This window comes from Methanomicrobiales archaeon (assembly GCA_030019205.1).
GTDB lineage: Archaea > Halobacteriota > Methanomicrobia > Methanomicrobiales > JACTUA01 > JASEFH01.
Window position 1 is genome coordinate 22469 of record JASEFH010000004.1, and the last position, 19797, is coordinate 42265.

At 64.9% G+C, this 19797-nt stretch carries 23 protein-coding genes; 15 read left to right on the forward strand and 8 right to left on the reverse strand.

Features of this window, described 5'->3' with window-relative positions:
- Positions 1-951: 951 nt before the first annotated feature.
- Positions 952-2064 (reverse strand): hypothetical protein, encoded by a 1113-nt coding sequence (locus QMC96_03525; protein MDI6875826.1) that lies wholly within the window; start codon positions 2062-2064, stop codon positions 952-954.
- 8 nt (positions 2065-2072) lie between these two features.
- Positions 2073-3254 (reverse strand): tubulin/FtsZ family protein, encoded by a 1182-nt coding sequence (locus tag QMC96_03530; GenBank protein ID MDI6875827.1) that lies wholly within the window; start codon positions 3252-3254, stop codon positions 2073-2075.
- A 117-nt stretch (positions 3255-3371) separates the two neighbouring features.
- Between QMC96_03530 and QMC96_03535 the strand changes: the two genes are divergently transcribed.
- The 8 genes from QMC96_03535 (at position 3372) to ndk (ending at position 9644) form a co-directional block, all read left to right on the forward strand.
- Positions 3372-4595: an NAD(P)/FAD-dependent oxidoreductase gene (locus tag QMC96_03535; protein ID MDI6875828.1), complete on the forward strand. Its 1224-nt coding sequence runs from the start codon at positions 3372-3374 to the stop codon at positions 4593-4595.
- A complete protein-coding gene (locus tag QMC96_03540) occupies positions 4588-5304 on the forward strand; it encodes a glycosyltransferase family 2 protein (protein MDI6875829.1) in 717 nt (238 codons plus the stop codon). The genes QMC96_03535 and QMC96_03540 overlap by 8 nt, the downstream gene beginning before the upstream one ends.
- Positions 5288-6259: a lysylphosphatidylglycerol synthase transmembrane domain-containing protein gene (locus QMC96_03545; GenBank protein MDI6875830.1), complete on the forward strand. Its 972-nt coding sequence runs from the start codon at positions 5288-5290 to the stop codon at positions 6257-6259. The genes QMC96_03540 and QMC96_03545 overlap by 17 nt, the downstream gene beginning before the upstream one ends.
- Positions 6252-8249, forward strand: a complete 1998-nt coding sequence (locus QMC96_03550) for a DUF2298 domain-containing protein (protein ID MDI6875831.1) — start codon at positions 6252-6254, stop codon at positions 8247-8249. The genes QMC96_03545 and QMC96_03550 overlap by 8 nt, the downstream gene beginning before the upstream one ends.
- A gap of 146 nt (positions 8250-8395) precedes the next feature.
- Positions 8396-8764, forward strand: a complete 369-nt coding sequence (gene rpl7ae / locus QMC96_03555) for a 50S ribosomal protein L7Ae (protein MDI6875832.1) — start codon at positions 8396-8398, stop codon at positions 8762-8764.
- 9 nt (positions 8765-8773) lie between these two features.
- The gene (locus QMC96_03560) at positions 8774-8983 is read left to right on the forward strand and encodes a 30S ribosomal protein S28e (GenBank protein MDI6875833.1); all 210 of its coding nucleotides are present in this window, start codon (positions 8774-8776) and stop codon (positions 8981-8983) included.
- A 4-nt stretch (positions 8984-8987) separates the two neighbouring features.
- Complete coding sequence (locus QMC96_03565) at positions 8988-9179, forward strand: 50S ribosomal protein L24e (protein MDI6875834.1); 192 nt, start codon at positions 8988-8990, stop codon at positions 9177-9179.
- A 6-nt stretch (positions 9180-9185) separates the two neighbouring features.
- Positions 9186-9644: a nucleoside-diphosphate kinase gene (gene ndk, locus QMC96_03570; GenBank protein ID MDI6875835.1), complete on the forward strand. Its 459-nt coding sequence runs from the start codon at positions 9186-9188 to the stop codon at positions 9642-9644.
- A gap of 703 nt (positions 9645-10347) precedes the next feature.
- On the opposite strand, the gene QMC96_03575 is transcribed toward ndk, so the two are convergent.
- On the reverse strand, positions 10348-10518 hold the full coding sequence (locus tag QMC96_03575) for a hypothetical protein (protein ID MDI6875836.1): 171 nt from the start codon (positions 10516-10518) through the stop codon (positions 10348-10350).
- A 251-nt stretch (positions 10519-10769) separates the two neighbouring features.
- On the opposite strand from QMC96_03575, the gene QMC96_03580 reads away from it, so the two are divergent.
- The 7 genes from QMC96_03580 (at position 10770) to QMC96_03610 (ending at position 15690) form a co-directional block, all read left to right on the forward strand.
- Positions 10770-10985: a hypothetical protein gene (locus QMC96_03580; GenBank protein MDI6875837.1), complete on the forward strand. Its 216-nt coding sequence runs from the start codon at positions 10770-10772 to the stop codon at positions 10983-10985.
- A gap of 617 nt (positions 10986-11602) precedes the next feature.
- Positions 11603-11809, forward strand: a complete 207-nt coding sequence (locus QMC96_03585) for a hypothetical protein (protein ID MDI6875838.1) — start codon at positions 11603-11605, stop codon at positions 11807-11809.
- Positions 11806-12618, forward strand: coding sequence for a nitrilase-related carbon-nitrogen hydrolase (locus QMC96_03590; protein MDI6875839.1), 813 nt, complete (start codon positions 11806-11808; stop codon positions 12616-12618). The genes QMC96_03585 and QMC96_03590 overlap by 4 nt, the downstream gene beginning before the upstream one ends.
- On the forward strand, positions 12615-13313 hold the full coding sequence (locus QMC96_03595; protein MDI6875840.1) for a metal-dependent hydrolase: 699 nt from the start codon (positions 12615-12617) through the stop codon (positions 13311-13313). The genes QMC96_03590 and QMC96_03595 overlap by 4 nt, the downstream gene beginning before the upstream one ends.
- 46 nt (positions 13314-13359) lie before the next feature.
- Positions 13360-14565, forward strand: a complete 1206-nt coding sequence (thrC, locus tag QMC96_03600; protein MDI6875841.1) for a threonine synthase — start codon at positions 13360-13362, stop codon at positions 14563-14565.
- 41 nt (positions 14566-14606) lie between these two features.
- Complete coding sequence (locus QMC96_03605; protein ID MDI6875842.1) at positions 14607-15122, forward strand: DUF5803 family protein; 516 nt, start codon at positions 14607-14609, stop codon at positions 15120-15122.
- Complete coding sequence (locus tag QMC96_03610) at positions 15115-15690, forward strand: LysE family transporter (GenBank protein ID MDI6875843.1); 576 nt, start codon at positions 15115-15117, stop codon at positions 15688-15690. The genes QMC96_03605 and QMC96_03610 overlap by 8 nt, the downstream gene beginning before the upstream one ends.
- On the opposite strand, the gene porB is transcribed toward QMC96_03610, so the two are convergent.
- The 5 genes from porB to QMC96_03635 all read right to left on the reverse strand — a co-directional run bounded on the left by porB (position 15674) and on the right by QMC96_03635 (position 19603).
- Entirely contained in the window at positions 15674-16570 is an 897-nt protein-coding gene (porB, locus tag QMC96_03615) for a pyruvate synthase subunit PorB (GenBank protein MDI6875844.1), read from the reverse strand. The two genes, QMC96_03610 and porB, sit on opposite strands and share 17 nt — an antisense overlap.
- A complete protein-coding gene (locus QMC96_03620; GenBank protein ID MDI6875845.1) occupies positions 16571-17728 on the reverse strand; it encodes a transketolase C-terminal domain-containing protein in 1158 nt (385 codons plus the stop codon).
- Positions 17729-17986 carry a 4Fe-4S binding protein gene (locus QMC96_03625; GenBank protein ID MDI6875846.1) on the reverse strand — a complete coding sequence of 86 codons (258 nt, stop codon included), beginning with the start codon at positions 17984-17986 and terminating at the stop codon, positions 17729-17731.
- The gene (locus QMC96_03630) at positions 17986-18531 is read right to left on the reverse strand and encodes a pyruvate ferredoxin oxidoreductase subunit gamma (protein ID MDI6875847.1); all 546 of its coding nucleotides are present in this window, start codon (positions 18529-18531) and stop codon (positions 17986-17988) included. Before QMC96_03630 ends, QMC96_03625 begins: the two co-directional genes overlap by 1 nt.
- 199 nt (positions 18532-18730) lie before the next feature.
- Positions 18731-19603, reverse strand: a complete 873-nt coding sequence (locus QMC96_03635) for a methanogenesis marker 12 protein (protein ID MDI6875848.1) — start codon at positions 19601-19603, stop codon at positions 18731-18733.
- Positions 19604-19797: the final 194 nt, after the last annotated feature.

A 19797-nucleotide genomic window follows, 5' to 3' on the forward strand; every position in this document is an offset into this window, starting at 1 on the left:
ATAGAGGGCGCCTTCAGCGGAGTGGCGATCCGAACACGTATGCCCGGCATACGCAGGAGTTCATGGAAGGCCATTCTGCCTGTTCTGCAATCCGGTCCATCGAACAGCGGAGCACGCTATAGGTTGAGAGCAGCACCCATAAGTGCGATTGGGTCGCTGGGGAGCGAGTCGGAGCAGTCTTCTACCGAAGAGGATGGATACAGAAAGTCGGGGTGAGGGGTCCGAAAGAACCAGTCTCCTTCTCCATGGGGGGAGAGAGATCTCTTCTGCATCCCGAATCAGGTTCCATTGCACCGGGATGGGGCAGGTGGGGATTGGGACCCCCTTAGTGCGATAGGCAAGAGGGGACCGGAGCACTGTCCGAGCATTCGACCAGCCATCGGGCTTTCCTGGATTTGTTTGCGGATGCCAGAGCAGGCTCTATCGTTCTGTGGAGGGGGCACGGTGGAGTATCGCCCCCGATCCTCCTCGGAGGCTATCGTACGCGGGGGTAGGGGCAGTTGGGGGGAGGGGGGTGCACCCCCCTCCCCCTTCAAAACCCTCTCCCCCCTAGGTGCGATAGGCACGGACTGGGGGAGCGCGAGGTCGATGCGAAGGGCATCCATGGTCGAGATGGTCTGGCATCCCCGCACGGGTATTGCATTCAGGGACTGAGGCAATCGGGGAAGAGAGCCCTTCCCCCCCGGTGCGATAGGGGCTGGATCGGGGAGAGCAGGAGCTTGGTGCTATTCGGGCTCAGGCCGATCCGGCCTTCCCGGCATCGTTGAATACGAGGCTATCACAGGCGGGGTGGGGGTGCCTGCCCCTATCGTAGCGATGGGGCCTGCATGGGAGATCAGGCAATCGATGCGAAGGGCATTCGAAATTCAGTCAGCCTGATCCTTCTGAAATACGATTGCGCATTCCTGCGGGGAGATAAACCTGTAAGGGGGTATAAAAGAGGAGGGAGAATCAGCCGAGTTCGTCCCACTTCGTCTTCTTCCTGTAGACCGCGTAGCCCACCGCGATCAGGACCCCGACGACGACCACGCCCAGGACGATGGGGAGCATGCCGCCCAGGGAGAACCCTTCGCCGATCTCGGCCCTCAGGCTGGTGGCGAGGTTGTAGGCTTCGTCGGCCTTCTGGGAAGTCTGGTTGGCACCGATGCGGGCGCTGCTGTATTCGCCCCGATCGAAGTTGGCCCTTGCCGTGGAGAGCAGCTGGCTCGCAGTCTCGTATTTGCTGACAATCTCGACCACACGCGCGTCGCTGCCCATGCTGCGGTTCGTCTTGAAGTAGTCGATCAGACTGCCGACCTCGTTCACTTTCTGGCCGGCACGATCCAGATCGTGTTTCGCCATGGCCTTTTCGAGTTCCTGTCCCGCCTGGGTGATCAGGTCTGCAGCCGAATTCAGGCTCGATGTGGCCGCCTGGTAATTTTTCGAACCGATCTCGCTCTTGGCTCTATCGAGAGCGGCTTTCGCCTCGTTGAACTTCGTCTTTGCCGCGGAGACATCCACCCCCAGGGCGCTCTGCGCATCCAGCGTGGAGCTCAGTCCGGCAAGATCCGACTCCGTCCGAGATACCCGCGTGCTGATGTCGCCCGTATCGATAATCGTGGTATTGAGGAAGTACTGGGAGCCTGCCGTGGTTCTCGGCGTACCCGAAGAATCGACCTGCTGTATCTTGACGATCGAAATTTCGGGCCTTACGCCGTCCACGGGCACCTGCCCCTCAAGACCGACGATCACCTTTACCGTGTTCTTGCTCGGGTACGAGAGGTAGAAACCGTCAATTTTCGGGTATCTGCCGAGATTCATGGGCGGATTCGTGACCCCGTCCACCTCGATCTGGGCGCTCCACTTCGGATTCGTGAGATCGGTGAACAATGCGAGGTCGTCCTCCATGGGGAAGGTCAGGCCGCCGGACGAGGGGAATTCGATGATCAGCTGCCCCGATATCTGCTGACCGGCCTGTATGTTGCTGCTCGGAAACGTTGGGTTTTTCACTGCGAATGCGGATGCGGCCTGGAGGGTCAAAAGAATGACGAAGATTCCGATGATTGCCGTACCTATCTTCTTCATGGTTCACCTCACTCGAATAGCGGTTCGATTCCTTCGTCGAAGAGGGCGGGCGGCTCCCGCTCTTTCTGCTTGATCACGTCTTCCCGGGTCTCCTTTGCGTTCTCGATCAGCTCGGCGATCCGGGGGGCGTTGCGGATGGTGGCGAGCAGGACGACCGCGGCGATGTAGTTGCTCTCCACCGGGTAATCCCCGCCCCGCACCTCCACGCCGGCGATGTTCTCCTCGACCCAGCTCTTGGCCTTCTCGACGCCCTTGCGGTCGAACTCGTCGGGGGGTCCCGCCATCAGCACCAGCGCCCGCTCGGCCGAGGAGTAGTCGCAGGGGAGCGTGAGCCGCCCGAGCATCGCCCGGCGGACCAGGGCGATCACCTTCGCGGCCTTGTCCTCCCCGAGCAGCACCTCCTCGGATCCCCCTTTCCTGTTCCGGGACAGTCCGAGAGAGGCGAGCCCTCCCAGGAGACCCTTCTTCCTGCTGGAGTTCGAGACCTCGGTGATGGCATACCCGACGGTGCTGATCCCCCCTCCCCGGAGGGTGTTGATGATCTCGCTGCTGTCCACGACCATCTCCCCCACCCCTTCCTTCGTCATCTCGCCGGCACGGAAGAGTATGGAGAACCTGCGCACGATCTCGTCGTTGATGCGCTGGTAGGAGGTCTTGACGCTCTCCCCTTCATTCTTCCAGGCGCTGTTGTCGAAGATGAAGGTGTTGTCCACTTCGTTGATGATGGTCGAGAGGCTCCGGGCGGCGTTGTAGGAGTACAGCCGCCCCTCCTCGGGAGCGGGCAGGATTCCGAGCGCGTACACGGGTTCGCGGTAGATCCGCTTCAGGTGGCGGGCGAGCACCGGGGTGCCCCCGGAGCCCGTTCCGCCGCCGAGCCCGGCGACGATCACGAAGGCGTCGATATCGTGCGTTCCCCGCGTGTCAACCGCGCTGATGATGCTGTCGATCTCGTCCGCCGTGATCTTCGCACCTGCGACGTTATCCGTCCCGACTCCGTGGCCCTTCACCACGGTCTGGCCGATGAGAATGCGATCCTTGAGGGGGATCTGCTTCAACCCCATCAGATCCGTGCGGGCGGTATTGACAGCGATGCCCCGGAAACTCTGTTTGGGGAGTTTACTGTCCTGCTCCAGGAACATATCGACAATTTTTCCGCCGGCCTGACCGAAACCAATGAAAAATACCCTCATCTGTGGACACCATCCAGCCCGCTGCTGGTATACACCAATTGCCTAAAATACTTTATTCTATTGGGTTCAAAAACTTTCTTATGGGCTCCGGCTAAAACTGTACAGGATACAGAGATTATGAAAATTTGTGTCATTGGAGGGGGTTTGTGCGGTCTGACGGCAGCTCTCGATCTCTCGGACGAACATACCGTTGCGGTATTGGAGAGAGACGACCGCCTCGGCGGGTGCCTGGCCTCCTACCATGTCGATAAATACTGGATCGAACGCTACTATCACCACTGCTTCTCCGGGGACCGGCAGCTGCTGACCCTCTTCGACCGCCTCGGAATCGGCAGCCACCTGGAGTGGCTGAAGGGCACGAGCGGCTACTGGGTTGAGGGAAACCTTTATCCTCTGAATACGCCCATGGAAATTTTCCGTTACCCTCACCTCTCCCTCGCCGACAAGGCGAGGCTTGCCCTGCTGACGCTGCGGGCAGGACGCATGGACATCGCCGCCCTCGACGCCGTGCCGGCCCGGGATTTCATCCTGTCCACGCTGGGCGAGCGGGCGTATGCCTCCTTTTTCGAACCCCTGCTGAAGAGCAAGTTCGGCGATGCGCGAGACGACGTCTCTGCCGCCTGGCTGATCAGCCGGATTGCCATCCGGTCCGACCGGGGCGTGGGCGGAGAGCGCCTGGGCTACCTGCGGGGGGGCTTCCAGGTGCTGATCGACCGCCTGGCAGAGGCGCTGCGGGACCGGGGCTGCATCATCCGCACCGGCACGCCGGCAGCATCCGTGGAGCGGGAAGGGCGCGGGTGGCGGGTGAACGGGGAGGGGTTCGATGCGGTCCTCTCCACCATCCCCCCGCAGGAGATCCCGCTGGCGGGGCCGCCGCTGCCCGCCGTGCCCTACCAGGGAGCCGCCTGCATGACGCTCGGGATCGACAGGGACGTGCTGGAGGGCATCTACTGGGTGAACATGAAGGATCCCGCCCCCTATGGTGCGGTCATCGCCCACACCAACTTCGCGCCGATCGAGCGGTACGGCGAGCATATCGTCTACCTGGCCTCCTACTTCGCGGAGCGGGTCCCCAACGGTCTCCCCGGGCGGATGCTCGCAGACTTCTGCAGGCGGTTTCACCTGGGAAGGGCGTCCATCCGCTGGCAGAGGATGGCCGTGAACCGCTTCGCCGGTCCCGTCTACCGCACGGGATACCGCGACCTGATCCCGGCGTACGAGCAGAACGGGCTGTTCGTGGCCGGCATGTTCAGCCTGCCGAACTACCCCGAACGGAGCATGGAAGGCTCGGTCGCCGCCGCCCATGCGGCGGCGGAGCGGATGCGGGGTGCGGATGCCTGAAGTGGAAGTGACGGCAGTCCTGCCGGTCTACAACGACCGGCGGTCCCTGGAGGCGGCGATCCCCGCGTCCATCCGCACACTCTCCGGGGTCGGCGGGTCCTTCGAACTGATCGTCGCCGAGGACGGGAGCACCGACGGGAGCGCGGAAGCCGTGGAGCGGGCGATGGCCTCCGATCCGCGGATCCGCCTCCTGCACAGCGACGAGAGGCAGGGGCGGGGAAAGGCCCTCGCCCGTGCGATCGGCGAGGCCCGGGGCACGATCGTCTGCTACTACGACGTCGACCTCGCCACCGACATGCGCCACCTGGAGGAGCTGATCGGCGCCATCCGCCGGGGGTACGACATGGCCACGGGATCCCGCCTGCTGCGCGAGAGCGACGTGGCCCGATCGGGGGACCGCGAGTTCGCCAGCCGGGGCTACAACCTGCTCGTGCGGACGATCCTGGGGAGCCGGCTGCACGACCACCAGTGCGGGTTCAAGGCCTTCAACCGAAGCCGCATCCTCCCGCTGCTGCCCCGGGTGCGGGCGGAGCACTGGTTCTGGGACACCGAGATCCTGGTGCGGGGGCAGAGAGAGGGGTTCACGGTCTTCGAGTTCCCCGTGCGCTGGCGGGCCGGGCGAGGCACGACCGTACGCGCAAAGGACGTCTTCGAGATGGGATCGGCAATCCTGGACCTGTGGTGGCGGCTGCATGTATCGGAACGTTAGCGCCATTATTCTCTCCACCCTGATCGCCCTCGGGATCATCGGCTACATGCTCTTCCGGGTCTGGGACCAGCTCCTCCTGACCCTGGAGCACGCCGTCCCCCTCTACCTCGTCGTGGCGGTGGCGATCTGCCTGTGCGCCTGGCTGCTGCGGGGCATGCGGTACCGCTCCATCCTCCGCGGCCTGGAGGTCTACGTGGATCTGGTCTTCTCCACCGCCAGCATCTTCATCAGCCAGACGGCGAACCTGATCGTGCCGGCGCGCCTGGGGGATCTGGTGCGGATCTTCATCCTGAAGCACGAGGAGAAGGCGACCTACTCCCGGGGCGTATCCTCCCTGCTGGTGGAGCGGGTCTTCGATATCCTGATGGTGGCGGTGCTCGGGATCGTCGCCCTGCCCTTCGCCCTCGACGTGCCCCCCTGGTTCTACACCGTGCTCATCGTTCCGCTCCTGGGCGGCGGGGCCTTCTTCATCGGGCTGGTGCTGCTCGGACGGTTCGAGGCGAAGCACCGGTTCCTCGTGCTGCTGCTGGAGATGCTCGACCAGGTGCGGGAGGCATCCCTGAACCTCCGATCCTTCCTCAGCTTCGGGACTTCATCGATTCTCATCTGGATCCTGGACGTGCTGGTCTGCTATGCGGTGGTGCTGATGTTTCAGGAGTCCATCCCCTTCGTCGTCGTTGTACTGGCCATCGTGATCGGGAACCTCGTCAAGGCGGTGCCGATCACGCCCGGGGGCGTCGGCACGTACGAGGCCAGCCTTGCAGCCACCTTCGTGCTGGCCGGGACCCCGGAGCCGACCGCCATTCTCATCGCGGTGGTCGACCACCTGATCAAGAACGCGGTCACGCTGGTCGGGGGCGTGGGATCGATCTACCTCTTCGGCGGATGGGCACTCTCGGTGCTGCGGAACGCCGTGACGAAACGGTTGCGGAGGGAAGACCTCTTTGGTGATTGAATCGCAGTTCCTCTACGTGGTCTCCTGGCTGGCGGTCGTAAAACTCCTGCAGATCGCCGTATTCCCCCCGCTCGAGCGGGCATTTCCGCGGTTCGGATACGCGATCGCCTACCCGGCGTCCATCCTGCTCTTCACCCTGGGATCCTGGTACCTGGGGCTGCTCGCCCTCCCCATCCCCCTCGTCCTGCTCCCCTTTGCCGCCCTCCTCGGTCTGAACCTCTACCAGAGGGCCTACAGCCGCGATAGCCTGCGGGAGAACCTGGCGTGGGACGGGATCTTTTTGGTCGGCTTCCTGTTCATGCTCTCCCTCCGCTTCGTCAACCCCACCATCTCCTTTGCAGAGAAGTTCATGGACCACGCCTTCCTGGCGTCGGTGATGCGCAGCCCCGTCGTGCCCCCCCTCGACCCCTGGTACGCCGGCGGCACCCTCGAGGTCTACTACTACCTCGGCTACTGGACGATGGGGTGCCTGGGAATCCTGAGCGGCGCCCCCTCCTCCGTCACGTTCAACCTGGCCCTGCCGACCGTCTTTGCCCTCTCCGCCGTCGGCCTCGTCCTCATCGGGCAGATCCTCGTCCCCCGCTTCCGCTGGCTTCCGGTCCTCGCCCTCCTGCTGCCCAATCCATCGTTCTTCTACCACCTGCTCCTCGGCGAGGGAATGCAGACGGTCCTCTGGGAGAGCACCCGCACCATCGCGAACACCATCAACGAGTATCCCTTCTTCTCGTTCCTCTGGGGGGATGTGCACCCCCACGTGATGAGCATCTTCAACCAGGTCTTCCTCCTGGCGCTGCTGGCCTATGCCTATACGGCATGGGGGCGGCTCCGGGACGGGGGTCGGTGGATCCTGGCCGGGCTTGCCGCGCTCTCGCTGGGCTCCATGCCGGGCATCAACACCTGGGACGTGCTGATCTACGCCCCGATCACGGTTCTCGTGGGGATTCTCGTCTGGAGACGCTACCGGGAGACGCCCCGTGACTGGTCGGCGGCCCGCTTCCTGCTCGCCGTCCCGCCGCTCGCCATCCTGCTGTATCTCCCCTTCTACCTGCAGCTGGAGACGCAGGGCATCCAGGGCGTCCACCTGGTCCCCACGCCCTCGGAGCCGCTCCCGTTCCTGCTGGTGCACGGCTTCTTCCTGGCCGTATTCTACCTCCATGCCGCGAGAGATCTCGGGAAGCGGCCCTACCTGGCGCTGGCGGCCGCCCCCCTGCTCCTGGCGGGGTACGCGGCGGCCGCGATCGCGGCCGTGCCCCTCGCCCTCCTGCTCGTGCGGAAGGGGAGGACCCTGCCGGAGTGGCTTGCCGTCTGCGCCCTCGCCCTCACCATCCTGTGCGAGGTGATCTACTTCAGGGACAACATGGGGGACGTCTACTACCGCATGAACACCGTCTTCAAGTGCTACGTCCCCGCCTGGCTGCTGATGTCAGTCTCCGCGTTCAGCCTGATCGGCGGCCACCTTCCGAAGGTCCTGCCCGCGCGGGATCTCCCGATCCCCTGCCGCCGCGCCCTGGGCGGGATCGCGGTGATCGGGCTGCTTCTCCTCCCGTTCCTCCTGAACGTGAACTTCGGACCCGGAACCGGCACGCTGGACGGGCTGGAGTACCTGGAGTTCACCAATCCGGGGGATGCAGAGGCGATCGCCTTCCTGCGCACCCTCCCGGTCGGGGATCGGATCGTGGAGGCCGAGGGGGGCGACTACACCTACTTCTCCCGCATCTCATCGTTCAGCGGCATTCCCGCCGTCATCGGCCAGCCCTTCCACGAGCACATGTGGCGGGGGGACGCGGGGCGCGTGGCAGAACGCGCCATGGACGTGCGCGCCATCTACGAGCGGGCGGATCTTGCGGTTCCGCTGATGCGGAAGTACAACGCAACGCTCCTCTACGTGGGGGCGGCGGAGCGGGAGCGCTACCAGGTGAACATACCCGAGTCCGAGTTCACGGCCATCTACGATCGGGGCGGTGTCGCGATCTACCGCCTCCCGTACTAGTGCGGGGCGGACGGAGCCTCGGGCTGGAGAAATGCTCGGTATGTGCGGGAAATCGCAAACCTTTATCTCCCTTCTTGATGAAATAATATGCTTACGTCGTCACTGATGACTGATGACGGAGACGCTACTCCTGAATGAGGTGAGTTATGCCGAAAGTATTCGAAAAATTTGACGTTCCCGAGGAGCTCCAGAACAAGGCGCTCGAGGCTCTTGAGATAGCGCGGGATACCGGCAAGATCAAGAAAGGTTCCAATGAGACCACCAAGGCAATCGAGCGCGGGATCGCCCAGCTCGTGATCATCGGCAAAGACGTGCAGCCGGAGGAGATCGTGCTGCACCTGCCCATGCTCTGCGAAGAGAAGAAGGTCTCCTACGTCTACGTTGAGCGGCAGAACGATATCGGAGCCGCGAGCGGACTTGAGGTTGGTTCGGCTGCTGCAGCCATCGTCAAGCCCGGGAAGGCGAAGGAGATCGTGGAAGAGATCACGAAGAAGGTCGCCGCGCTGCGGACGTGAGGTTGGCACATGGCAGACGATGGAACCCCGGCGGAAGTGGTCGAGGTGATCGGCAGCACCGGCATGCACGGCGAGGCGATGCAGGTGAAGTGCCGGGTGCTGGACGGTCCCAACAAGGGGCGCATCATCACGCGGAACACGGTGGGTCCGATCCGCGAGGGGGATGTGCTGATGCTCCTGGAGACGGAGCGCGAGGCGAAGAAGCTCTCGAAACGGTGAAACCATGGTTGAGATGAGAACCTGCAGCTTCTGCGGTGGTGCCCTGGAGCCGGGCACCGGGAAGATGTTCGTGCGGCGGGACGGCACGATCTTCTATTTCTGCAGCTCCAAATGCCAGAGCAACTATAAACTCGGGCGGTTTCCGAGACGGGTGGCCTGGACGCAGGCCGGAAGAAGGGCTCGCGGAAAGGAGTGATCCTGGTTGGACCGCACCTTTGTGATGGTCAAACCCGACGGCGTCCAGCGCGCCCTCGTCGGCGAGGTGGTATCCCGCCTGGAGAGGAAGGGGCTGAAGCTGGTCGGAGCCAAGCTGGCGCAACTCACGGAGGCGCAGGTGACCGAGCAGTACCGCGAGCACCGCGAGAAGCCGTTCTTCCCGGGTCTCCGCGCTTACATCCTCTCCGGACCGGTATTCGCCATGGTCTGGGAGGGGAAGAACGCGGTTCCCATCGTGCGGCGGGTGATCGGGGCTACGAACCCTGCAGAGGCGAACCCGGGCACGATCCGGGGGGATCTGGGCATGGAGACGGGGAAGAACATCGTCCATGCCTCGGACTCGCCCGAGAGCGCCGCCCGGGAGATCCCGATCCACTTCCGCCCGGAGGAGCTGGTGACCTACCGCCGGGCGGATGAACCGGTCCTGTACGAATACCCGGAATAATCTCTTTTTCCGTATTCCCGAAGTGCCGCACGTGCCAGAGGGGATCGCCCCCGCCGATGCGCGATCATGGCGGGAGGGATGCTCCCGACCGCGGTCGTTGCCGGCTCGTCGTTCATTTCACGCATCCCTGTTTCAGGAGGGCGGCGCCTTCGATCCCCCTGCCACGCCCGGCGCCCCTGCAGGCGGAACTCCGCTCTTCCCATGGCGCGGCAGGGCTGCCGTACGGATAGGATTCGGGGGCGGTCATGTCCCGGGCTCCCCGGGGCGTCCGCCTCTCCTTGGCCCCTCCCCGCAGTACGGCGGCGCCCGGCATCGCATGCCGCGCAGTTCCGGGAATCCCCTGCGAAGGACCCGGGTCCGTCCGCGATCGGGGGGGAAACCGATCCCGTCCTCCCGACGCGGGGCCGCCGGGGGGATCGGATGTGGGGGCGCCACCGCAGCCCTGTCACGGTTCCCCGGCGGGCAGGGTACGCCGGATACGGGCCCGCCGACCGCTCGATGCTCCGCCTCTGCTGCCCGCCTCCCCGTCCACGGGTGCCCGTATCGTGCCGCGATCGGGATAGCGGGGCTCCCGTCCGCAATAAAGCGTCCGGATCGCAGGGAAGGACCGCGCTCCCTGCCCCCGACGATCCCGAACGCGGCCCGGTTCAAAAGCGAGAGTGCCGCCCCTAGGGATGAGGAACCCGCCCCCGTGTACCCGAGGTCAGCAGGCCGATCGCTGCCTGGAATAGTCGATTCGAAGGGTACTCAGGCGTTCCAGCGTTCGATCCCGCAGCGCATAATCCCCGTTTGCATGAGCGGATGTGGCAATGTCCACCAATTGCAGAACGAGCAGGTATATGGACTCGAAGTCGAGAACCGGGCTAGCAGCCATTAAAACATGTAAGCAATGCGATGGTATATACATTTTTCTGCACGTGCTTCTCCCTGGGCGGGGTACGATCGCCGCCCAAATACGAAAATTGCTCAATTGGTTATATAAATTTTATCTTTTCATAGAAAAGTTATTATTAATAATTTTTTAGTTTTTTAACCCATTTAATTGCGTGTATCGAACTCACGTTCATAAATTATTTTTTATGGCTTGCAGTATATTTAAATAGTAAAAGTCCAACCCCTGTACATATGAACGAGCGTTCCCCTCTGCGAACGTGGATCTTCCTCTTCCTCATCGAGTTCGCCGCCGTCCTGTGGGCGCAGTTCCTGTGGATGCAGGGAGTGCCGGTGGAGACCTATGTCGGACTGAACATGCTGGTGATCGGCTGCAACATCTTCGCCGTCCTCTCCGAGATGGGTGTCCCTGCGAAAAATCCCGCCCCGGTCCCCGCAGACAGTCTGTGAGACCGGGCGCCCCCTCCCCGCAGCCGCTCCTCCATAGCATCCGCACTTTTTTCCGACCGAACTGAACCCCATCGAGGCAGCACACGTATCCCGTCGCCCCCGGGTACCCCCGCAGATGGCCGCGTGCCGGCGCTTCTCCCGGCAGCCGGATGGACGCAGGAATCTCCTCGGTGCCCGGGGAGACCTCCCGCAGTGCCGCGGAAGGCGGCATGCGGCAGCGAACCCAGACCCTCGCTGTGGCGCGGATCGGCGCTGCATGCGCAATCCATGCTGCGGGGGCGGGCGGGCTGCGGGATCGACCCCCCGACCCGGAGGGGGACGGGCCGTCCCTGCCGTCGCTCTGTCACCCTGTGCCGCTCTCCTCCCGATCGCAGCGGCTCCCGACCGTTCGGGCGCCGGGTCGCGGGATGGCGGGGCGCCCCGGCTGCTCCGGGAGAGAGGGATTGTCACCGTTCTTCTCGCCCCGTTTTCCGCGGGATCAGGGGAAAAACCCCCGGCTGCCTGCACTGCGGGGAAGCATGGGGTCTGCTCCTATTCTATATACCTGGGGCGCGTACCTATTAGCCAATGAACCGGATCGGACATCGCTGTTCCCCGATCCCCGAGGAGGCCTCTCGATGGATACGGACACACCACCGCTGGGAATCATCCTGATGGGTCTGTCGCTCGTCTTGGGCGGCACCATAGTCGCTCTCCGGATCTATGGCGTCCCGGTGCCCTACGCCCCGCACCTCCTGGTCGTGCTCATGGCGCTCCTGGTGTTCTGTGCGGCTCTGGTCATCGTGCGGGGCGTCCGCCGGAAGACCTCCCTGCCCCGACCATGAGCGTCAGGGTCTGCATCGCCCAGTTCGCCTTCGCCTGGGAGGATCCCGATCGGGCGCTCGTTCGGGCGGAGGGCATGGTTCGCCAGGCGGCGGAGCGGGGCGCCGCCCTGATCGCGTTTCCGGAGCAGTTTGCCACGGGGTGGTCCCCGCGATCGGCGCATTCTGCCGAGGGGATCGACGGGCGGATCGTCTCGACGCTTCGCCGCTATGCCGGGGAGTATGGCATCGCCATCCTGGGATCGTTTCCCGAGGCGGGCCATCCCCTGCCGCGGAACACCTGCGTCGCCATCGGCGCGGACGGCGCTCTGCTCGGGACGTACGCCAAGATCCACCTCTTCTCCCCCGGCGGGGAGCCGGCGCACTATGCAGCGGGTGAGCGCCTGCTGCTCTTCACGGTCGGGGGCGTGCGGTTCGGCGTCGCCATCTGCTACGACCTCCGCTTCCCCGAGCTCTTCCGGCTCTACGCGGAGGCGGGCGCGGAGTGCGTGCTGGTGCCGGCCGCCTGGCCCTGCAGCCGGATCGAGGCGTGGGAGCTCCTGCTTCGCGTGCGGGCGCTGGAGAACCAGTTTTACGCGGGCGGCATCAACGGCAGCGGCGAGACGCCGGTCGATCGGTACTGCGGCGGCTCGGTTGCAGCCGATCCGGTCGGCTCGGTCCTCGTGCGGGGAGGCGCGGGGGAGGAGCAGCTGGACTTCAGCGTGGATCCCGCGGCTGTCGCCCGCACGCGCCGCAGGATGCCCGTGGAGCGGGACCGGCGCGAGGATGTCTATCTCCGCCTGAGGCGGGAATGGCAGCGGGGAGGCCGATGAAGGGGGGGCACCACGTCTTTTTGAGCCTCTGCACCGCCGCGGCGATGCTCGCCCCGGCGATCGGCGTCCTGCCGCTGCCCGCCCTGGGTGCGGTGCTCGCCGGCATCTTCGTCGGTTCCCTGGCTCCGGATGCCGACGCGGCGGATGCATCCATATACCACGTCAGACGGGGGCGGCTGGGGCCTCTCCTCCCCCTGTTCGGCTACACGATCCGCTACCTCATCTACTATCCCCTGACCTGCGTCTTCCGCATCGTCTTCGGAAGCCGGGCTCGCCCCCGCCACCGCGGGCTGCTGCACTCCGCCGTCGGCGTTGCCCTCGCCAGCCTGCTGCTCACCCTCTACATCCGCCTGATCCTGCTGGGCCTCGGGCTCCCCGGCGACAGCATCCTGACCCTGTTCGGCGCGGGGTTCTTCGGCGGATGCATCCTGCACCTTCTGGAGGACTCCTGCACGCCGATGGGGGTCGCCTGGTGGTTTCCGTTCCGCACCACCCGGTTGACGGGGGGGATCCGCACGCGGAGCGGGGACCTCCGTCCGCTCCTGTTCGGGATCGCCCTCGCTCTGGCAGCGGCGTTCCTGCTGGCGGCTCCGGAAATGCCGACTCTCCTGCAGAATCCGGTGGCGGGGGCGGCAGTCGCCATCGTGCTCTGGTCCGTCTTTCTCGCCGCGGCGGGTGTGCACCGCTTGACCTGATGCGCTCCGCCTCACATCTATAAACCCCGGCAACCCATTCCTATATATGTACCGTCTCGTCTGCGTCCACTGCAGAGCATCCTTTCCGCCGGATGAGATCGTGTATACCTGCAGCCGCTGCGGGCACCTCCTGGCGGTGGAGTACGATCTGGATGCCCTGTCGCCGGACCGGGCCCGCATGCAGCGGACTCCCCTCTCCGTATGGCGATACCGCGACCTCCTGCCCGTGCGGATCGAACCGGTGACCCTGCAGGAGGGCGGAACCCCCCTCTACCCCTTGAAGCGCCTGGGCGAGGAGATGGGGCTGCCCCGCCTCTACGCCAAGCACGAGGGCATGAACCCCTCCGGGTCGTTCAAGGACCGCGGAATGACCGTCGGAGTGAGCATGGCGCTGCAGCTGAACAAGAAGATGGTCGCCTGCGCGAGCACGGGCAACACGTCCGCAAGCCTTGCCGTCTACGCCGCGAAGGCGGGAATCCCTGCGGTCGTCCTCCTGCCGAGCGGAAAGGTCGCCCTCGGCAAGGTGGCCCAGGCGCTGATCCACGGGGCGAAGGCGATCACCATCCGCGGCAACTTCGATCGGGCGCTCGAGATGGTGCACGAGCTCTGCCTCTCCCACGGGCTCTACCTGCTGAACTCCATCAACCCCTTCCGTCTGGAGGGTCAGAAGACGATCGGGTTCGAGGTGATCGATCAGCTGGGGGGCGTTCCGGACCGGATCGTGCTCCCCGTGGGCAACGCCGGCAACATCTCCGCCATCCACAAGGGCCTGCTGGAGTACCGCGAGCTGGGCTGGATCGACCACCTTCCGCGGATGACCGGCATCCAGGCGGAAGGATCCCGCCCGGTGGTGGACGCGATCGAGCGGAACTACCCCGAAGTGATCGCCGAACCGCATCCCGAGACGGTGGCGACCGCCATCCGCATCGGGGCGCCGGTGAACGCCGAGAAGGCGCTCGCCGCCATCCGGACCACGGGAGGTGCGGCGGCATCGGTGAGCGATGCGGAGATCCTGCGCATGCAGCGGGAACTGGCCGCGAAGGAGGGCATCGGCGTCGAGCCCGCCTCCGCGGCGTCGGTGGCCGGCGTGCGGAGACTGGTGGAGATGGGTGTGATCGACAGGGACGAACGGGTGGTCTGCGTGGTGACCGGCCACCTGCTGAAGGACCCGGAGACCGTGATCAGGCAATGCGAGCCCCCCCGGGAGATCGACGCGGACCAGCGCTCCTTGCTCTCTGTATTGGGCTTATAGTCCTGATCGGAGGAGCGGGGGCTCTCTCCGCGGACTACTACGTGCTGGAGAACGGGACCGCCTGCACCGCGATCGTGGAGGTTTCGGGCCGCTCCGAGTACTCCTTCGTGGAGCCCGGGCTCCTGGGCGAACGGATACCCCAGACGGTCTCGAACATCACCCTCTCGAACGCGACCTGCGATTCCTGCCCCTTCACCACCCCGCGCCCCTCCACGATCGCGTTCCCGCCGGGGAACTACACCATCTCCTACACCGCCCCGATCCGGGACAACCATATCCAGGGCACGTTCGAGGAGCCGTACCGGGTGCAGGTCTTCCTGCCGGCGCACTTCGACGTGCGGAACCCGTTCCTGGGCGTCGTCGGCGGCGGGGGGGAGATCGAGGAGCAGAACGGATCCCTGCGGATCCACTGGAACGCGACGCGGGCCTTCGAGGTGCGGTTCTACGACCGCCCCCGCGAACTGCTCCTGATCGGGTTCGGGACCATCTGGGTGAGCGCGCTCATCATCTTCCTGGTCCCCTACCTGCTCACGCGGAGGGGCGGACGCCGTGCTTAGCGTGATGCTTGCGTCGCTCGTCATCGGGTTCAGCGGGGCGGTCGCCCCCGGTCCGATGACGGCCTACGTGATCGGCGCGGCGCACGAGCGGCCGCTCCCTGCGGCCGCTCTCCTGGTCCTGGGCCACGGGATCCTGGAGGCTCTGGTGGTGGCGGCGATCGCGTTCGGCGTGCAGACGGTCCCCTTCCTGGAGGGGATCGCGCTCGCCGGCTCCGCCGTGCTCGTTTTCTTCGGGATCCAGCAGTTCCGGAGCACGGGCGAGGTCGGCGGCTCACTCCCGCTGGGGCACCGCCCGTTCGTCTTCGGGGTGACCGCCACGCTCTCGAACCCCTACTGGTGGATCTGGTGGCTCACGTTCGGGGCGGGATTCCTCGCCCTCAACCCGGAGCCGATTCCGTTCTACGTCGGGCATATCGGCGCGGATCTCGTCTGGTACATCGCACTCTCCCTCATCGTCGCCCGCAGTGCAGGGTTTCTCGGGGTTCACTACGCAAAAGTGGTGAAGGCCAGCGGCATCGCCATGATGCTCTTTGGCCTCTACTATGCCCTCTCTATTTTCTGGGCTTGATGTCGATGCCGAACTTCTCGGCGTTGCGGTCTGCGATCGCCTGGATTTTGGCAATCTCCTCGTCCCGCCGCTGGGGCTTGAAGAGATGGCGGAACCGTTTCTGTTCCTTTAAATACTCCTCGACGGGTTTTCGCACCACCTTCTTTGCCCGGGTGACCTCCCCGTCCACCATCTCGTACATCACCCAGAGGGCGGTCTCGACCGCCAGCTTGCCGATCGCGATCGTCTGGGAGCCATCGAACCCCCAGCCGGTGCAGCAGGGCGCATGGATCTGCACGTACGACGGTCCCGGGGTGTTGATCGCCCGCTCCACCTTGTTCATCAGGTCGGTCGGATAGGCGACCGAGGTGGTGGCCACGTAGGGGGCACCGTGGGCGGCCATGATCTGGGGCATATCCTTCTTGGGTCGGCGGTTCCCGAGGGAGCACTTCCCCGCGGGGCTGGTGGTGGTGCTCGCATCCAGGGGCGTGGCACCCGAGCGCTGGATGCCGGTGTTCATGTAGGCTTCGTTGTCGTAGCAGATGTAAGTGAAGTCGTGCCCCCGATCGAACGCCCCGCTGATGCAGAGCATCCCGATATCGATGGTGGCGCCGTCCCCTCCGATCACCACCACCTTCTCGTCCCTCCCCTGCTTCCGCAACGCCGCCTCGACACCCGAGGCGACGGCCGCCGCGTTCTCGAAGAGGGAGTGGATCCAGGGGACCTTCCACGCCGTCTCCGGGTAGGGCGTGGAGAAGACCTCCAGGCAGCCCGTGGGGGCAACGATGATCGTGTTCGCCCCTGCCGCCTTCAGCACGAGCCGCGCCGTCAGTGCCGGCCCGCAGCCCGGACAGGCCCGGTGCCCGCACTCGAAGAGCTCGAGGCTTCTGTCGACCGCCATCTACAGCACCTCCTGCCGCAGTCCGTAGAACATGTCCCCTTCCCCTCTCTCCAGGTGGCCGAAGATATTGGCAATATCTTTCTTGCGGATGTCGCGGCCCCCGAGAGCGGCGACGAAGTCCCGCACCGCAATATCGGAGCCGTAGAGGGCGTCCCGCACCTCGTAGACGACGGCGCCGCTGCCGGTGCCGAGCGATATGTTCTTGTCGAGCACGGCGACGCTCGAGACGTCCCGGAGGGATTCGGCGACCGCCTTCTTCGGGAACGGGCGGAAGCTGCGAATCTTCAGGAGACCCACCTTCTTCCCGTCCATCCGCATCTCGTCGATCGCGTCCTTGATCGTGCCGCAGACCGATCCCATCGCCACGAGGGCCATATCCGCATCCTCCAGGCGGTAGCCCTCGACGGGAGCGCTGTAGTCCCGCCCGAACTGCTCGCCGAACTCTTTCCCGGCCCTGTAGAGCACGTCCTGCGCTCGCTGCAGAGCCCGGTCGACCTCGTAGCGGAACTCCATATAGTAGTCCGGCGTGGCATACATCCCGAAGCTGATGGGATCGCGGGCATCCAGGCGGTGATACGGCTTGAAGGGCGGCAGGAAGGCGTCCACCTCCTCCTGGGTGGGGATGTCCACGGGTTCGTAGGTGTGGGAGAGGATGAACCCGTCGAAGCAGACCATCGCCGGGAGCAGGACGCCGTGATCCTCCGCCGCTTTATAGGCGATGTAGTGGAGGTCGGCGGACTCCTGGTTGTCCTCGGCATACATCTGCATCCAGCCCGAGTCACGCAGGGATATGGAGTCCTGGTGGTCGTTCCAGATGCTCAGGGGCGCCGAGAGCGAGCGGTTGGCGATGCTCATGACGATGGGGAGGCGCATGCCGGCAACGTTGAAGCATACCTCGAACATCAGGGCGAGACCCTGCGACGTGGTCGCCGAGTAGACCCGGGAACCCGCAGCGCTGGCGCCGAGACAGGCGGAAAGGGCGGAGAACTCGCTCTCGACGGTCATGTACTCCGCGTCGATCTCGCAGTTGGCGACCATGTCTGCCAGGGCTTCGACGATATGGGTCTGGGGCGTGATCGGATAGGCGGAGATCACCTGCGGGCGGCAGAGTTTCACCGCCGTGGCGACCGCAATCGATCCCTCCATGATCTGCATCATCTACTTCTCCTCCCGCGCCATCTCGACCGCCTCGCCCGGACACTCGGCGGCGCAGAGCCCGCAGCCCTTGCAGTAGTCTAGGTTGACCACGTACTCTTCGTCCCGCTTCTCCACAGCGGACTCCGGACAGATCAGCTGGCAGAGCCCGCAGCGGGTGCACTTCTCCACGTCCACGACCGGGCGGAAGACCCGCCACGAGCCGGTGATATTCTCCCGGGCCCTGCCGGGGCGTGCGACGCATCCCACCTCGAGCGGCATCAGGATGCGCCTCCCACCATCTCATAGGCCCGCCGGGCCGCCTGGATGTTCTTTTCGGCCAGATCCCTGCCGAAACGGTGGCGGATGGCATCGGCAAGGGCCTGGAACCGGATCATGCCCGTGGCAGCGGCGAACGCCCCCATCAGGGCCGTGTTGGTGATGGGTACGCCCAGGACGTCGAGGGCGATCTGGGTCGCGTCGACCCGCACCAGTTTTACGCCCGGCGGAACCCGGATTGCGTCCTGCTCTTTTTCGGTATTGACGATGGCGATCCCCCCCTCCCGCATCCCCTGGTAGACGTTCACATCCGCGATCAGGGTGGGATCCTGTACGATGATGTAGTCCGGCTCGTAGATCTGGCTCCGGAGGCGGATCTTCTCGCTGGAGAATCGTACGAATGCCTGCACCGGTGCACCTCTCCGCTCCACGCCGAACGCGGGGAACGCCTGTGCGTACATGCCGTCGTGGAAGGCTGCAACGGCGATCAGTTCGGCCGCGGTGACCGAACCCTGACCGCCCCTGCCGTGTATGCGCAATTCCTTCAAATGCAGTAACCCCCATAGATTTTACACGATTGATCATAGATAATTCTAGCGCTTCTCCGGCTCCTGCCGCAGGGATTCGGGCGGAAACAGCCATATTGACGCGGATTTCCCGAATTTCCCGGTTCTCAACCGGCATCTGGCAGGGATCGGGCCTGCCCGCATACCGCACTGCGGGACGGGAGGTTCCGAGTGCAGCGGGTCAGCGGTCCACCGGGATGCCCAGGATCTCCTCCTCTCCCCGGAATACATCGCGGGCCATCCTCGCCAGCCCGCGGGCCGCACACCACTCGTCGAAGACCGCGACGTCCTGCCGGAGGAGGCGTTCCACCGCGGGGGCGACAGCCGGCGCCATCGAGCCGGACAGCGCCACCCTCGCTGCGGGATTCAGGATCCGCAGGGCGGCGCACTCCATGGCAGAGAAGAGGGCCAGCGTGCGGAGCCGCTCCGGTTCCGGCAGGGTGAAGTTCACCCCGGCGTGGACAAACGCCTCGTTCGCCGTGATCTCCCCCCGGTCGATACGGCGGATCGCGTCCACGTCGATCGCCCCCTGCGTGGTGCCGGGAGCGAAGATGCAGGCGTCCAGAGCCCCGACGATCCGCCCGTCCGAGACGAGCAGCGTCACCGTATTGGAGCTGACGTCCGAGACCACGAAGTCGCGGCCGATCCGGGCTGCAACCTCGTAGGCGATGCCCACCTTCTCCGGGCTCGCCTGGTGGCTGTAGGCCTTGAAGCGGGGATCGGTGGGGGATCCGCGGTGGAGTCCGGGGATCACCACGGCGGGGAGACCACTCCTCTGGATCTCGTCGTAGACCTGCGTTCCGCCTCCGATGTGCCGCCCGGCCCCCTCCCGGCTCACCACGCCCCGGTTCTTCACGCGGCGGATGTCGGAGATCCGGCTGATCCCGTCGCCCATGGAGTAGCAGACGGCCACACCCTCGATCTCGGACAGGGGGGCGAGCCGTTCCAGGTGCTCGAAGCGGAACTCCTTTGCCTTCTCGCGGGAGATCTTGAAGACCCCCTCTTCGGATGCGAACCGGATTGCCGTCGTTCCGTGATCGATGCCGATGAACATGGCCGGACCCCTGATACTGCGGGATCGCCGCACGGCGATCGTTGAACATGTAGATTCTGGTGCCATCCTTAAATATCATCCGGTATGCGTGCCCGAAGCGCGATCCGGCTGCGGCGGGAGGGGCGGATTCCCCTGCGGCCGGCAGATCCCGCGGCGTGCACAACAGTGAAATAGTTGGCGGCATGGAATGTACA

Coding starts and splice junctions, on each gene's coding strand:
- QMC96_03525 (MDI6875826.1), bottom strand. CDS start 2,064: ATGAAGAAGATAGGTACGGCAATCATCGGAATCTTCGTCATTCTTTTG.
- QMC96_03530 (MDI6875827.1), bottom strand. CDS start 3,254: ATGAGGGTATTTTTCATTGGTTTCGGTCAGGCCGGCGGAAAAATTGTC.
- QMC96_03535 (MDI6875828.1), top strand. CDS start 3,372: ATGAAAATTTGTGTCATTGGAGGGGGTTTGTGCGGTCTGACGGCAGCT.
- QMC96_03540 (MDI6875829.1), top strand. CDS start 4,588: ATGCCTGAAGTGGAAGTGACGGCAGTCCTGCCGGTCTACAACGACCGG.
- QMC96_03545 (MDI6875830.1), top strand. CDS start 5,288: ATGTATCGGAACGTTAGCGCCATTATTCTCTCCACCCTGATCGCCCTC.
- rpl7ae (MDI6875832.1), top strand. CDS start 8,396: ATGCCGAAAGTATTCGAAAAATTTGACGTTCCCGAGGAGCTCCAGAAC.
- QMC96_03560 (MDI6875833.1), top strand. CDS start 8,774: ATGGCAGACGATGGAACCCCGGCGGAAGTGGTCGAGGTGATCGGCAGC.
- QMC96_03565 (MDI6875834.1), top strand. CDS start 8,988: ATGGTTGAGATGAGAACCTGCAGCTTCTGCGGTGGTGCCCTGGAGCCG.
- QMC96_03575 (MDI6875836.1), bottom strand. CDS start 10,518: ATGGCTGCTAGCCCGGTTCTCGACTTCGAGTCCATATACCTGCTCGTT.
- QMC96_03580 (MDI6875837.1), top strand. CDS start 10,770: ATGAACGAGCGTTCCCCTCTGCGAACGTGGATCTTCCTCTTCCTCATC.
- QMC96_03585 (MDI6875838.1), top strand. CDS start 11,603: ATGGATACGGACACACCACCGCTGGGAATCATCCTGATGGGTCTGTCG.
- QMC96_03590 (MDI6875839.1), top strand. CDS start 11,806: ATGAGCGTCAGGGTCTGCATCGCCCAGTTCGCCTTCGCCTGGGAGGAT.
- QMC96_03595 (MDI6875840.1), top strand. CDS start 12,615: ATGAAGGGGGGGCACCACGTCTTTTTGAGCCTCTGCACCGCCGCGGCG.
- thrC (MDI6875841.1), top strand. CDS start 13,360: ATGTACCGTCTCGTCTGCGTCCACTGCAGAGCATCCTTTCCGCCGGAT.
- porB (MDI6875844.1), bottom strand. CDS start 16,570: ATGGCGGTCGACAGAAGCCTCGAGCTCTTCGAGTGCGGGCACCGGGCC.
- QMC96_03620 (MDI6875845.1), bottom strand. CDS start 17,728: ATGATGCAGATCATGGAGGGATCGATTGCGGTCGCCACGGCGGTGAAA.
- QMC96_03625 (MDI6875846.1), bottom strand. CDS start 17,986: ATGCCGCTCGAGGTGGGATGCGTCGCACGCCCCGGCAGGGCCCGGGAG.
- QMC96_03635 (MDI6875848.1), bottom strand. CDS start 19,603: ATGTTCATCGGCATCGATCACGGAACGACGGCAATCCGGTTCGCATCC.